This window comes from Azospirillum sp. UFLA03-27 (genome assembly GCF_059803775.1).
In genome coordinates, this window is the sequence record NZ_JAUQTX010000200.1 from 1 (window position 1) to 12,904 (window position 12,904).

General features: G+C 68.1%; 14 protein-coding genes. 10 read left to right on the forward strand and 4 right to left on the reverse strand.

Features of this window, described 5'->3' with window-relative positions:
• Positions 1-44: 44 nt before the first annotated feature.
• From Q4I23_RS24060 to Q4I23_RS24070, 3 genes are all read right to left on the reverse strand, one after another.
• Positions 45-329 carry a DUF1488 family protein gene (locus Q4I23_RS24060; protein ID WP_038527656.1) on the reverse strand — a complete coding sequence of 95 codons (285 nt, stop codon included), beginning with the start codon at positions 327-329 and terminating at the stop codon, positions 45-47.
• Positions 330-352: 23 nt separating this feature from the next.
• Positions 353-985 (reverse strand): DUF6134 family protein, encoded by a 633-nt coding sequence (locus Q4I23_RS24065; RefSeq protein ID WP_498527888.1) that lies wholly within the window; start codon positions 983-985, stop codon positions 353-355.
• Between the two features lie 77 nt (positions 986-1,062).
• Positions 1,063-1,371 carry an SCP2 sterol-binding domain-containing protein gene (locus Q4I23_RS24070; RefSeq protein ID WP_454018439.1) on the reverse strand — a complete coding sequence of 103 codons (309 nt, stop codon included), beginning with the start codon at positions 1,369-1,371 and terminating at the stop codon, positions 1,063-1,065.
• A gap of 232 nt (positions 1,372-1,603) precedes the next feature.
• Between Q4I23_RS24070 and Q4I23_RS24075 the strand changes: the two genes are divergently transcribed.
• The 9 genes from Q4I23_RS24075 to Q4I23_RS24115 all read left to right on the forward strand — a co-directional run bounded on the left by Q4I23_RS24075 (position 1,604) and on the right by Q4I23_RS24115 (position 11,612).
• Positions 1,604-3,322 (forward strand): long-chain-fatty-acid--CoA ligase, encoded by a 1,719-nt coding sequence (locus Q4I23_RS24075; protein WP_498527889.1) that lies wholly within the window; start codon positions 1,604-1,606, stop codon positions 3,320-3,322.
• A gap of 137 nt (positions 3,323-3,459) precedes the next feature.
• Positions 3,460-3,852 (forward strand): MerR family transcriptional regulator, encoded by a 393-nt coding sequence (locus Q4I23_RS24080; RefSeq protein WP_094302185.1) that lies wholly within the window; start codon positions 3,460-3,462, stop codon positions 3,850-3,852.
• A 46-nt stretch (positions 3,853-3,898) separates the two neighbouring features.
• Positions 3,899-4,411: a thioesterase family protein gene (locus tag Q4I23_RS24085; RefSeq protein ID WP_498527890.1), complete on the forward strand. Its 513-nt coding sequence runs from the start codon at positions 3,899-3,901 to the stop codon at positions 4,409-4,411.
• A 75-nt stretch (positions 4,412-4,486) separates the two neighbouring features.
• On the forward strand, positions 4,487-5,359 hold the full coding sequence (locus tag Q4I23_RS24090; RefSeq protein ID WP_498527891.1) for a VOC family protein: 873 nt from the start codon (positions 4,487-4,489) through the stop codon (positions 5,357-5,359).
• Positions 5,360-5,492: 133 nt separating this feature from the next.
• Complete coding sequence (locus Q4I23_RS24095) at positions 5,493-6,728, forward strand: MFS transporter (RefSeq protein WP_498527892.1); 1,236 nt, start codon at positions 5,493-5,495, stop codon at positions 6,726-6,728.
• Between the two features lie 100 nt (positions 6,729-6,828).
• On the forward strand, positions 6,829-7,392 hold the full coding sequence (locus Q4I23_RS24100; protein ID WP_498527893.1) for a 1,2-dihydroxy-3-keto-5-methylthiopentene dioxygenase: 564 nt from the start codon (positions 6,829-6,831) through the stop codon (positions 7,390-7,392).
• A gap of 129 nt (positions 7,393-7,521) precedes the next feature.
• Entirely contained in the window at positions 7,522-8,346 is an 825-nt protein-coding gene (locus tag Q4I23_RS24105; RefSeq protein ID WP_498527894.1) for a hemerythrin domain-containing protein, read from the forward strand.
• 432 nt (positions 8,347-8,778) lie between these two features.
• Positions 8,779-10,053: a type III PLP-dependent enzyme gene (locus Q4I23_RS24110; RefSeq protein ID WP_498527895.1), complete on the forward strand. Its 1,275-nt coding sequence runs from the start codon at positions 8,779-8,781 to the stop codon at positions 10,051-10,053.
• Positions 10,054-10,193: 140 nt separating this feature from the next.
• Entirely contained in the window at positions 10,194-11,612 is a 1,419-nt protein-coding gene (locus Q4I23_RS24115) for a homospermidine synthase (protein WP_498527896.1), read from the forward strand.
• Positions 11,613-11,684: 72 nt separating this feature from the next.
• Here the strand turns inward: Q4I23_RS24115 and cbiB are convergent, their stop codons facing one another.
• Positions 11,685-12,647, reverse strand: a complete 963-nt coding sequence (cbiB, locus tag Q4I23_RS24120) for an adenosylcobinamide-phosphate synthase CbiB (protein WP_454018430.1) — start codon at positions 12,645-12,647, stop codon at positions 11,685-11,687.
• A gap of 35 nt (positions 12,648-12,682) precedes the next feature.
• On the opposite strand from cbiB, the gene Q4I23_RS24125 reads away from it, so the two are divergent.
• Positions 12,683-12,898, forward strand: a complete 216-nt coding sequence (locus tag Q4I23_RS24125; protein ID WP_498527897.1) for a hypothetical protein — start codon at positions 12,683-12,685, stop codon at positions 12,896-12,898.
• The last annotated feature ends 6 nt before the right edge of the window (positions 12,899-12,904 follow it).

Genomic DNA, 12,904 nt, shown 5'->3' on the forward strand with positions numbered 1-12,904 from the left:
GTCGGGAGGGGGGGCGACGCGACCACTCAAATTTCGATGGCCTCCTACGGCGCCACCCGCCGCACGTCCCGTGCCGTCAGATGGACGTTCGCATCCGGGTCCAGCTTGCGGTCCATGATGCGGGCCTCCACCGCTTTGTCGAAGACCGGGCGGTTCAGGCAGACATACTGAAGCGCCTCGTCCGGCTTTGGCAGATGGCCGGCGAGGGTTTGCAAGGCGCGGCGCGGGACGAAGACCCGCCCGTGATACTCCCCGACCTCCACCGCGAACTCCACGGCGTCGGCCTCCTCGTTCCAGGACGGGTCATCGGGGAACACGAACAGCGGCATCACACCCTCACGCAGAACACATCTCAGTCCAGGATGTAGGTAACATCGTAGCCGCTGCGCTTGAAGCGGGTCTTGAGCAGCGTGCCCCGCGCGTCGAACCACAGGTCGCGCTCCACGTCGCCGGAGATGCGGTGATGCTGCGCCGGCACCGCTCGTCCGCCGACGGTCAGCGTGTCGGTACCGACGAGGTCGGTGCGCACGTTGTATGGTTTGCCGTCGATGACCGAGAGCAGGGTGGGGCGCTTCAGCACCTCCGGGGTCCACAGCGTCAGGGGCAGGATGTCGGCGCCGGTCTGTCCGGCATTGCCGTCCACCGTGACGGTGTAACCGCCGCTGGTACGCATCATCCGGATGGCGTGAGGCGTGCCGTCGTCGTCGGTCTGGGCGCTCATGGAGTCGAGCGTCCCGCCCTTCCAGACCTCTTCCCGCTTGTGATCGTAGCGGAAGTTGATGAACAGCACCTTCACCCGCGTCGAAGCGGTGACGGCGACCTTGGTCACGTCGCCCTGGGCCTCCAGCCGGACGGTTTCGCTGCCCACCGGATCGTCGCCCATCAGAATCCGGTAGGTCAGCGTGCGCGGCTCGGCAGCCTGGACCGCGGCCGTGGACAACAGCAGGCCGGCGACCGCCAGCGCCGCGCGCAGGGCGTGCGTCATGGATGTTCCCTCCCTGTGTTCGTGATGCGGCGGCTTATGGTGCCGCCGTCCGGTTTCCGTCGCTCAGTCGCAGATGCTCAGTCGTCGAGAAGCTGCGCCAGCTTCATGGCGACGCCCATCGAGCCGTCCACCTTCAGCTTGCCCATGGTGAAGGCCAGCATCGGGTTCAGCCGCCCGTCCATCAGCTTCTTCAGGTTCTCGGCGGAGATGCGGATGGTGCAGTCGGGATCGGCGTCCCCGGTGTCCTCCCGCGCGATGGCGACGGGCGTCTCGCGGGCGTTGACCCGCACCGCCTCGCCGTCCTCCAGCGCGAAGCGGACGTCGGCCTTCAGGCTGCGGAAGCTGGTGGAGCGGGACTGGAGTTCGCGCAGGATGTCCTCAACCATGGATCAGTCTCTCTCCCCTGGATTCGTGTTTGTCGGACCTTGACAGTAGGCAGAGTTTACGTTTACGTCAACGTCATAACCAAAAGGTTTCCGGCGCCTCAACGATCCGGGAACCATCAAATCAATCGAGGGGAGTGAAACCATGCAGACCGCCGCGCCCGGACTCCGAAAGCCGCGCACCGCCTTCCGCCGTCGCTTGTCCTGACCCGCCGCGCAGCCGGGAGGATCGGAAATGACCGAGAATCTTGCGCGCCGGAGCAGCATCGGCGACGACACGCCGGCCCATCCCTGGCTGGCCCGTTACCCCGAAGGGATCGCCTGGGACCAGCCGATCGCCGTGACGCCGCTGGCCGAGCTGTTCGAGGAGGCCGCCCGCCGCTACGCCGACCGTCCCTGCCTGGACTTCCTCGGCCGCCGCTACCGCTACGCGGAGGTGCTGGGGCTGGTGAACCGAGCGGCCAAGGGCTTCGCGGCGCTTGGGGTGAAGCCGGGCGTGCGGGTGGGGCTGTGCCTGCCGAACACGCCGACCTACGTGATCGCCTATTTCGCGATCCTGAAGGCCGGCGGCACGGTGGTGAACTACAACCCTCTCTACGTCGAGCGGGAGTTGGAGCACCAGATCGAGGATTCCGGGACCGAGATCATGGTCACGCTCGATCTGAAGCAGATCCACTCGCGCATCGAGGCGATGCTGGACCGCACGCGGCTGAAGACGGTGGTCGTCTGCCGCATGGCCTCCATCCTGTCACCGGTGAAGAGCGTCCTCTTCCGCGTGCTGAAGCGCAGCGAACTGGCGAGCATCCCGCAGGACGGGCGGCATGTGGATTTCGACGCGCTGCTGACCAACGACGGAGTGATGCCGCCGGTGCGGCTGGACCCGCGGCGTGACGTGGCGGTGCTGCAATACACTGGCGGGACCACCGGCGTGCCCAAGGGGGCGATGCTGACCCACGCCAACCTCGTGGCCAACGCGCGGCAGGTGCAGGCTTGGTTCCCCGGCATGGCGCTGGGGGAGGAGCGGATGCTCGCCGTCCTGCCCTTCTTCCACGTCTTCGCCATGACGGTGATCCTGAACATGGGGCTGGCGGCGGGGGCGGAGTTGATCATGTTGCCGCGTTTCGACACGTTGCAGGTCCTGAAGACCATCGCGCGGCGCAAGCCCACCCTGCTGCCCGGCGTGCCGACCATGTACAAGGCGTTGCTGAGCCATCCCGACGTGGCGCGCCACCCGATGCGGTCGATCCGCTACTGCATCTCCGGCGGGGCGCCGCTGCCGATGGAGCTGAAACGGCAGTTCGAGGAGGCCACCGGCTGCGTGCTGGTCGAGGGCTACGGCCTCAGCGAGGCTTCGCCGGTCTGTGCCTGCAACCCGCTGAGCGGGGTCAACAAGGAGGGCTCCATCGGCCTGCCTCTGCCCGGCATCATGGTGCAGATCCGCGCGCTGGACGATCCCGACCGCGTGTTGCCGCCCGGTGAGAAGGGGCAGGTCGTGCTGTCCGGCCCCAACGTCATGACCGGCTATTGGAACAAGGACGAGGAGAGCCGGCGCACCATCGTCGGCGGCTGGCTGTTCACCGGCGACGTCGGGGTGATGGACGAGGACGGCTACGTCTTCCTGCTCGACCGGCTGAAGGAGCTGATCATCTGCGGCGGCTACAACGTCTATCCGCGCATGATCGAGGAGGCCATCTACCAGCACCCCGACGTGGTGGCCGTCTGCGTCATCGGCGTCCCCGACGACTACCGCGGCCAGAGCCCGAAGGCCTTCGTGCAGCTCAAGCCCGGAGCCAGCCTGACCGCGGAGCGGTTGAAGGATTTCCTGCGCGACAAGATCTCACGGATCGAGATGCCGAAGCTGATCGAGTTCCGCGCCGAGCTGCCCAAGACGGCCGTCGGCAAGCTGTCGAAGAAGGAGTTGATTGCGGAAAGCTTGCAGAAGTCGGAGGGATGACCAGGGAAAGGGCGCTCGGCTTTGTCACGCCGTGGTGTGTGTGGTAGGAACGGAGACGCCGTCCGGCGGCGTGGAGCGAGCAGCCTTCGTTCCCCACGCCGCCGCGGCGCGACGTGACGGAAGGCGTGCCCCCCACCATGGAACAGCTCTACACGGTGAATCAGTTGGCGGAGGAACTGGGCATCACGCCGCGTGCCCTCCGCTTCTACGAAGTGAAGGGGCTGCTGTCGCCCAACCGCCTGGGCAACAACCGCGTCTACACCAAGCGCGACCGCGCCCGGCTGAAGCTGATCCTGCGGGGCAAGCGGCTGGGCTTCTCGCTGGCGGAGATCCGCGAGTATCTCGACCTTTACAACGTTGATGGCGGGGTGGAGCAGTTGAAGGTTCTGCAGAAGCGCATCGACGCGCGGCTGAAGGACCTTGAGCAGCAGCGCCAGGACCTGGAGGCGACCGTGGGCGAGCTGCGGGAGATCGAGGCCCAGGTGCAGGCCGCGCTGGACGAGCGCGGGTTGGCGTCCAAGAGCGCGTGAGCCCGTGCGGTCCCGTCCGCCCGGCCGGGCCGGAGGGGATAGGGTTATGAATTTGCTGTTCCGCCTGATCGCCGTCATCGTGGCCGCTCTGACCGGACGGCCGGTGGGGTTCCTGGAACCGGCACGGCTGCGCTTCCGGGTGTGGCCGACCGATCTCGACCTCAACATGCACATGACCAACGCCCGCTATTTCAGCGTCATGGACTTGGGGCGCGTCGATCTGATGCTGCGCTCCGGCATGGGGCGGTCGATCCTGCGCCACCGTTGGCAACCGGTGATCGGCGCCGCCAACCTGCGCTTCCGCCGCCCGCTGGCGCCCTTCCAGCGCTTCGAGCTGACGACCCGCGTGCTGTGCTGGGACGACAAGTATTTCTTCATTGAGCACCGGGTGGAGACCGCCACGGGCACGGCAGCGCTGGCCGTGGTGCAGGGCGCCTTCGTGGCGCGCGGCGCCGTGGTCGCCCCGGCGGAGATTCTGGCGATCCACGGCGAGCACCGGGACTCGCCGCCCATGCCGGACGTCGTTGCCGCGTGGCGCGAGCGACCGCTTGCGCCCTGACCCTTGCGTTGCGCCCCTCCCTTGCACTATGGCTGGCCGGACGCGAAAAGCCGGCAAAGCGGAAGGGCAAGGGTCATGGGCGCACACGGAATCAACGGCATCGACCATCTCGTCATCGTCGTCCGCGATCTGGAGAAGGCGCAGGACGCCTATCGCCGCATGGGCTTCACCATCTCGCCGAAGGGCCGGCATGGCGAACTGAAGTCGGCCAACCACACCATGATGTTCGGGGCGGGCGACTATCTGGAACTGCTCGCCATCGAACAGCCGCACCCCTTCACCGCCTTTTTCAGCGACGTTCTGAAAACCCGCGAGGGCATCGCGGCGGCGGCGCTGAAGACCGACGACGCGCGGGCGGCGCAACGCCTCCTGGTCGAGGCCGGCTATCCGGCGGGCAAGCCGGTGGAGTTCGGCCGCCCCGTCGAGCTGCCGGGTGGCGCGCAGCAGGCGCGCTTCACGACGACCCCGATCGACGGTGTGCCGGAGTGGGGCGGGCGGGTCTTCCTGTGCCAGCACCACACCCCCGAGGTGGTCTGGCGTCCGGAGTTGGTCCAGCACGACAACACGGTGACCGGCCTCGCCGCCCTGGTCGTCGCCGCCGACAATCCCGACGTCACCGCCGCCTCCTACGCCCGGCTGTTCGGCACGGCGGTGGAGACGCGGGGGCCGGCGCGCGTCGTGCCGACCGGCAGCGCTCCCATCGTGGTGGCCGATCCCGCCGCGCTGCATTGGGGATGGACCGGCGACCCGGCGCTGGAGGTTCCGCGCCCCTTCCTGGCCGGAATGGTGCTGACGGTCGCCGACCTGGAGCGTGCCCAGCAGGCGCTTCAGAAGAGCAAGTTCCCGACGGTCGTGGGCAACGGCGTGCTGCGCGTGTCGTCCGCCAGCGCCTGCGGCGCCATGCTGGCCTTCGCCAAGGAGTTCGACCTCGGCGCGCTGATCCCCTGAACCCGCCGGACGGCCGGTTGTCATAACGGAATCATATTGCTGCACTGCGTCCGATCCGTTGGACAGGACGCCGTCGCGGGCGCACATTCCCCTCTTGCGTGCATGCTGCAGCGCATCATGGGGACGGACCGACGTGGCGGACGGCGATTTCGGTAGGATTCAGATCGAACCGGCGGGGCAGGGGGCGGCGGCGAATTACCTCGTCGCCGGCACGCCGGCCTACAAGCGGGCGAGCCGCACCCTCTTCGTCGCCGGTTTCTCAACCTTCGCCGCGCTCTACTACGTGCAGCCGCTGATGCCGGAGTTCACGCGGGAGTTCGGCGTCACCCCGGCACAGTCGAGCCTCGCCCTGTCGGTGTCCACCGGCGTTCTGGCCTTCGCGCTGCTGGTCGCCGGGGCGGTGTCCGACCGGTTCGGCCGCAAGGCGATCATGGCGCTCTCCCTGCTCGCCTCCGGCACGCTGGGCATCAGCGGCGCGATGGCGCCGGACTGGGCCTCGCTGCTGCTGGTGCGGGCGCTGGAAGGGATGGCGCTCAGCGGTCTTCCCGCCGTTGCCATGGCCTACGTGTCGGAGGAGGTGGACCCGCGCTCCGCCGGGGTCACCATGGGCCTGTACATCGGCGGAACGGCGCTGGGTGGCATGTCGGGGCGGGCGCTGACGGCGCTGGTGGCCGACGTCGCGTCCTGGCGCATGGCGATGGGGGTGATCGGCGCGCTGGGAATCGCCGCCGCCGTGGCGGTGTGGTTCGCGCTTCCCACATCGCGCAACTTCCAGCGGCGGCCGGCGGGCGTGCGGGAACTGGCCGGGGCGTGGCGCGGGCACCTGATGGACCGCGGGCTGCTCGCCCTGTTCGCCATGGGGTTCCTGTCCATGGGGGCCTTCGTCACCGTCTTCAACTACATCGGCTTCCGCCTGCTGGCGCCGCCCTTCGACCTGCGCCCGGCGGCGGTCGGTGCCGTTTTCACGGTCTATCTCTGCGGGGTCGTCAGCTCGCCGCTGTTCGGTGGGCTGGCGGTGCGGCTGGGGCGGGGCAGGGTGCTGGCCGTCGCCGCGGCGATGATGGCGGCCGGTCTGGCGCTGATGACGCCGGACAGCCTGTGGACGATGACGCCGGGCATCGCCCTGTTCACCTTCGCTTTCTTCGGGGTCCACACCATCGCCTCCGGCTGGATCGGGCAGCGGGCGCCGGTCAACCGCGGTCAGGCGTCGGCGATCTATCTGTTCTGCTACTACATGGGCTCCACCATCGCCGGGACGCTGGGCGGCGTCTTCTGGCACGGGTTCGGCTGGGCCGGAGTCGGCGGATTCGTTGGGCTTCTTTTGGGGGTCGGGCTGATCGTGTCGCTGGGGCTGGCGATCCGCCGCTGATTCGTTCATTGCGCGCATACCGAAGTATGGTTTCAACCGTTTCGGTTGCGCCGGGCGCCGCTTCGTCTCATTCTGGGTGCACCTGCACAACGAGGCGACCATGGCCCGTTTGTCCGTCTACAGCGACACCGATCCCACCGTTGCGGAACTCTCGTCCGCCGACCCAGCGCTGGTCACGGCCCATCTGGCGCTGGCCGGCGTGCTGTTCGAGCGCTGGCCGGCGCCCAAGGCCATTCCCGACTCCGCCGACGCCCAGGCGGTGCTGGACGCCTATGCCGGGCCGGTGCTGGCCCTGAAGGAGGCGCGCGGCTTCCAGTCCGCCGACGTGGTGCGAATGCCGCGCGGCCAGCCGGACGCGGTGGCCCGCCGCGCCGCCTTCCTTGCGGAGCACACCCATGACGAGGACGAGGCCCGGTTCTTCGTGCAGGGGAGCGGCGCATTTTACCTGCACATGGACGAGAAGGTGTTCCGCGTCGTGTGCGGGGCCGGCGACCTGCTGAGCATACCGGCGCGGACGAAGCATTGGTTCGACATGGGGCCGGATCCGGAGTTCACCGCCATCCGCTTCTTCACGCGCCCGGACGGCTGGGTGGCCTCATTCACCGGCGACGTGATCGCCGACCGTTTTCCGAAGTTCGAACCGGAAGCCGGTGCCGTTCCATGACCCGCACGCCATGACCCCGCTGCCGTTACCTTTCGCCGCAGCCGATTGCGGGCGAAAAGCGACGCTGTTACAAGGCCTTCGGTGTCGGCCCCCAATCGCTGGCGGCGCGTCACCCGCTTCGGAGGCTCCATGACCACGGATGGCCACACCGTCCCGCGCACGGGCAACGGCTTCATCGACGCGGCCCACAGCTCGCTGATGGACCATGTCGACGCCATCCGCCGCGCGTGCGCGGACGGCGCTTCCCGCGATTCCATGGTTCCCCGTTTCAGCCGATTCGCGGATGAGATGCGCACGCATTTCGACCATGAGGAGGTCATCATCCGCGCCGCCGGATTCACCCGGTGGGAGGAGCACGCCAGTCATCACGCGATGCTGGACCAGCAGTTCGGCCGTCTCATCGACTATGTGCGCGACTGCGATGTGACGTCGGACTTCCTGTGCACGGTGGCGGGCACTCTGGACGCCGCTCTGTGCGGGCACGAGATCCGGCACGATGGGGATTACACAGCGCTGGTGCGCGACGCCTCCCTGGCACCGGAAGGGCGGAGCCTGATCGCCTGGAACAGCGCTTTCGAGGTCGGGGTCGGGCCGCTCGACGCGCAGCACCGCCAACTCGCCGAGCTTATGAACGAGTTGGACGCGATGAGCCGCCAAGGGGCGCCGACCGGCGAACTGCTGGATCTTCTGGGGCTGCTCCACGACCATGTGCACGCTCATTTCGCCATGGAGGAAGGTGTGCTGCGCCGTGTGGCGCCCAGCCGTTTCGTGGCCCACCGCAACCATCATCGGCTGCTGGAGGGGCAGTTCGCCCGCATCCGCCAACAGGTGGAGAGCGGTCGTCTGGACCCCGGCGTGGCGGTGCGGGGATTCCTGCGCTTCTGGTTCATGGACCATGTGCTCGGCTCCGACCGTCCGACCTTCGTCGAGGCGGCGGACGCGGTGCCCCGCTGACCGCCGCCATCGTTCCAATCCCGGGCCGACCCCGGGCCGATCACGCCCTGTCATCAAAAAATCACTTGAATCGCCGGGGAAAAAGCGTAATTCATCGGGGACGACGCACTCGCACGTGCCAATGGCCCTCTGTGGTTATGCAACGACGTACCGCGTCCTTTTTGGCAGAACCGGTCATCAGTGGGCCGGTCCCGAGAGGGAGGTAGGCATGTTGGCTCTCCACGGCAGGGCTCTCAGACGGTAGCCCATAGCCGGACATCGACGCTTTGAACCTGCGGAGCTGTTAGCCCGCTCGTGAGCGTTTGACCCGGCTTTTCTCCGTCGCCTTTCACCACAACCCGAATTCTGGTCCGCGGCTTTGAAGGCCGCGCCGGATTCCCGTCTGTTCGCTGGACCGCCCCGCGCCGGGTGGCCCAGGGTAAGGAGTGCGCCATGGGCTTCATCCGTTCCCGTTCCGCCGTCGCCCCGCTGCGCCGCGGTGTTTCCATCTCCGCCCCGTCCTTCGGCGCTTCGCCGGTGTCGGACCGCCGCACCTCCGTCCATCAGGCGGTGGCGATGGCCCGGCCCGAGGAGCCGATGCACTGCATCCGTCCGGGCGTCCTGGCCGACACCGCGTCCAGCTTCGTGGCCGCTTTCGACGCCGCCGTGTCCGGCGACGTGCTCTACGCCGTGAAATGCAACCCGGAGCCGGCGGTGCTGCGCGCCCTGTGGGCCGGCGGCGTGCGCCACTTCGACGTGGCTTCGCCCGGCGAGATCCGCCTGATCCGCCAGATGTTCCCGGATGCGGTGCTGCACTACATGCACCCGGTGAAGGGGCGCGAGGCGATCCGCACCGCCTACCAGCAGTACGGCGTGCGCGACTTCGTGCTCGACAGCATGGAGGAGCTTCAGAAGATTCTGGAGGAGACGGGTGACGCCCAGGACCTCGGCCTCGTCGTGCGTCTGGCCCTGCCGAAGGGCAACGCGGTCTACGACCTGTCCGGCAAGTTCGGCGCCCCGGCGACGGAGGCGGTCGAACTGCTCCAGGCCGTGCGCATGGTGGCCCCGAAGGTCGGCGTGTCCTTCCATGTCGGCTCGCAGATGCTCGACCCGTCCGCCTATGAGCGGGCGCTGGAGCTGGCCGGCCGCATCATCGCGGAGTCGGGCGTGATGATCGACGTTCTGGATGTGGGCGGCGGCTTCCCCGTCTCCTATCCGGGCGTCACCCCGCCGCCGCTCGGCGACTTCATGGAGGCCATCGCCCGCGGCGTGTCCAAGCTCGACCTGCCGGTGCATTGCCGCGTCTGGTGCGAGCCGGGCCGCGCGCTGGTGGCGCCGGGCGTGTCGCTGGTCGTGCAGGTGGTGAAGCGCCGCGGCAACGAGCTGTTCATCAACGACGGCGTCTACGGGGCCCTGTCGGACGCCGGGGTTCCCGGCTTCCGCTTCCCGGCCCGCATGATCCGCCCCTTCGCGCCGATGGGCGACGAGCCGGTGGAGGCCTTCGCCTTCTACGGCCCGACCTGCGACAGCGCGGACCGCATGAACGGCCCATTCCATTTGCCGGCCGACATCCGCACCGGCGACTGGATCGAGCTGGGCCAGTTGGGGGCCTACGGCTCCTGCCTGCGCACCGCCTTCAACGGGTTCGACCAGGCCCGCGTGGTCGAGGTTTCGGACGCGCCGCTGCTGGAAACGCCCGGCTACGTCCTCAAGAGCTGCGTGGCATAAGTCCCGCATCGCGGGAAAGCTGTGGATATCCCTAAAAAATCACCGTAAACCATCGTTGGTCCGCCACCCTCCGCCTTTGCAAGAGGCGTGAGGGTGACGGGCTGTATTTCTGTCACGCCAACCACGGGGGACCGTCTTAGATGACCCTGGACACCAAGCACATCACCTTCACCGGCCGCATGGTCATTGTCGGCTTCGGATCGATTGGCCAGGGAGTGTTGCCCCTGATTTTGCGCCACATCGGAATCACGAAGGACCAGATCACCATCGTCACCGCCGAGGAACGCGGTCATGCCGAGGCGGATGAGCTTGGCGTCAAATTCATCAACCTGCCGCTGACGAGGGAGAACCACGTCCAGGTGCTGGAGCCCATGCTGGGCAAGGGCGATTTCCTGGTCAACCTGTCGGTGGACGTGTCGTCCGTCGCCCTGTTCGAGTTCTGCCACAAGGTCGGCGCGCTCTACATCGACACCTGCGTCGAGCCGTGGGCCGGCGGTTACACCGACCCGTCCCTGTCGCCGTCGCTGCGCACGAACTACGCCCTGCGTGAGACCGCGCTGTCGCACCGCGCCGCCTATGAGGGCGGGCCGACCGCCGTTCTGACCCACGGCGCGAACCCCGGCCTCGTCTCGCATTTCGTGAAGCAGGCGCTGCTCAACGTCGCCGCCGACACCGGCGAATCGACGGAGCTCCCGAAGGACCGCGCCGGCTGGGGCGCCCTGGCCGCCAAGCTGGGCGTCAAGGTGATCCACATCGCCGAGCGCGACACCCAGGTCTCCAACGAGCCGAAGAAGGTGGGCGAGTTCGTCAACACCTGGTCGATCGACGGCTTCGTCGGCGAGGGTTGCCAGCCCACCGAACTCGGCTGGGGCAGCCACGAGAAGCATTTCCCGGCCGATGGCCGCCGCCACGAGTTCGGCTGCGACGCCGCCATCTATCTGATGCGGCCCGGCGCCTCCACCCGCGTGCGCACCTGGACCCCGCTGGAGGGGCCGTTCCACGGCTTCCTCATCACCCACAGCGAGGCGATCTCCATCGCCGACTACTACACCCAGCGCGACGGCAACCACGTCACCTACCGCCCGACCGTGCATTACGCCTATCACCCCTGCGACGACGCGGTGAAGTCGGTGCATGAGCTGGCCGGCAAGAATTGGTACATGCAGCCGAGCCAGCGCCTGATGATGCACGAGATCGTCAGCGGCACCGACGAGCTGGGCGTGCTGCTGATGGGCCACAAGAAGGGCATCTACTGGTTCGGTTCCCGCCTGGGCATCGACGAGGCGCGCGCCCTGGTGCCCTACAACAACGCGACCTCCCTGCAGGTCACGGTGGCGGTTCTGGCCGGCATCGTCTGGGCGCTGGAGAATCCCAACCGCGGCATCGTCGAGCCGGACGAGATCGACTTCCAGCGCATCCTGGAGATCGCCAAGCCCTATCTCGGCGAGTTGGTCGGCGCCTATGGCGACTGGACTCCGCTGCAGGACCGCGAGCGCCTGTTCCCCGAGGATGTCGACCACGACGATCCCTGGCAGTTCAAGAACTTCCGGGTCGCCTGAGGCCGGGTCGCCTGAGGCCGGGTCGTTTGAACAGGAAAGGGGCTCTTCGGAGCCCCTTTTCCTTTGGTGCGGTCAGAGCGTCAGCGCCAGCAGCAGTGCGCCGGCCACCAGGGCGATGCAGGCGCGCCGATAGAGGTGAAGGGCGTTGGTGATGTCCTGCGCGGTGGCGGCGGTGCGGCCCGGCCCCATCCAGGCGTCCTCGATCCGAACCTCGCCATAGACCCGTGGCCCGCCGAGCCGGAGGTCGAGGGCTCCGGCCATCGCCGCCTCCGGCCAGCCGGCGTTGGGAGAGCGGTGGCGGTGGGCATCGCGCCGCACCGAACGCCAGGATTCGGCGGCGTCGGCCCCCGCGGTGAAGCGGGCGGCCACCCAGATCAGCAGCGCCGATAGGCGGGAGCCGGGCAGGTTGACCAAGTCGTCCAGCCGCGCCGCGGCCCAGCCGAAAGCCTCGTGCCGGGGCGTGCGGTGCCCGATCATGCTGTCCGCGGTGTTGATCGCCTTGTAGAGCGCGATTCCCGGCAGGCCGCCGACCAGCAGCCAGAAGGCCGGGGCGACCACCCCGTCCGAAAAATTCTCCGACAGGCTTTCGATGGCGGCGCGGCTCACCCCATGCTCGTCCAGGCTCGCCGGGTTGCGGCCGACGATGCGCGACACCGCCTCGCGCGCTGCCTCAAGCCCGCCGTCGCGGAAGGCGGCGGTGACCGCGGCGACATGGTCGTGCAGGCTGCGCTGCGCCAGCAGGGTGGAGGCCAGCGCCGCTTCGAGGAGGCCGCCGAGCGGCAGGTGCCGGCACAATCCGGCCACCGCCGACGCCGCACCGCCCACCACCAGCAGCAGGACGAGCAGAGCCAGCACTCCCGCCGCCTTGCGGACGGCGAAGGAGTCGCGCTCCCGGTTGAGCGCGCGGTCAAGCTGGGCGATAAGCGCCCCGATCCACACCACCGGGTGACGGATTTGGGCGTAGAGTGCGTCCGGATAGCCGGCGGCGGCCTCGATGAGGAGAGCGGCGGCGAGCACGGACGGATGAAGCTCCACGGGATCGAATCCTCTGGGGGAAGGGAAGGGGCGGGATGATGGCGGAATCGGCGGCGGGGTCCAAGAGGATCGTCCATGGGAGAATCGTCCAGGAGAGGATCGCTCAGGGTGAGATCATCCACGGCGGCGACCTCGACGCGGCGCGGGCGGCCTTTCCCGGGGCGCCGGAACCTTGGGTGGACCTGTCCACCGGCATCAACCCCTGTCTCTTATACACATCTGACGCTGCCGACGATTATACGCGAGTGTAGATCTCG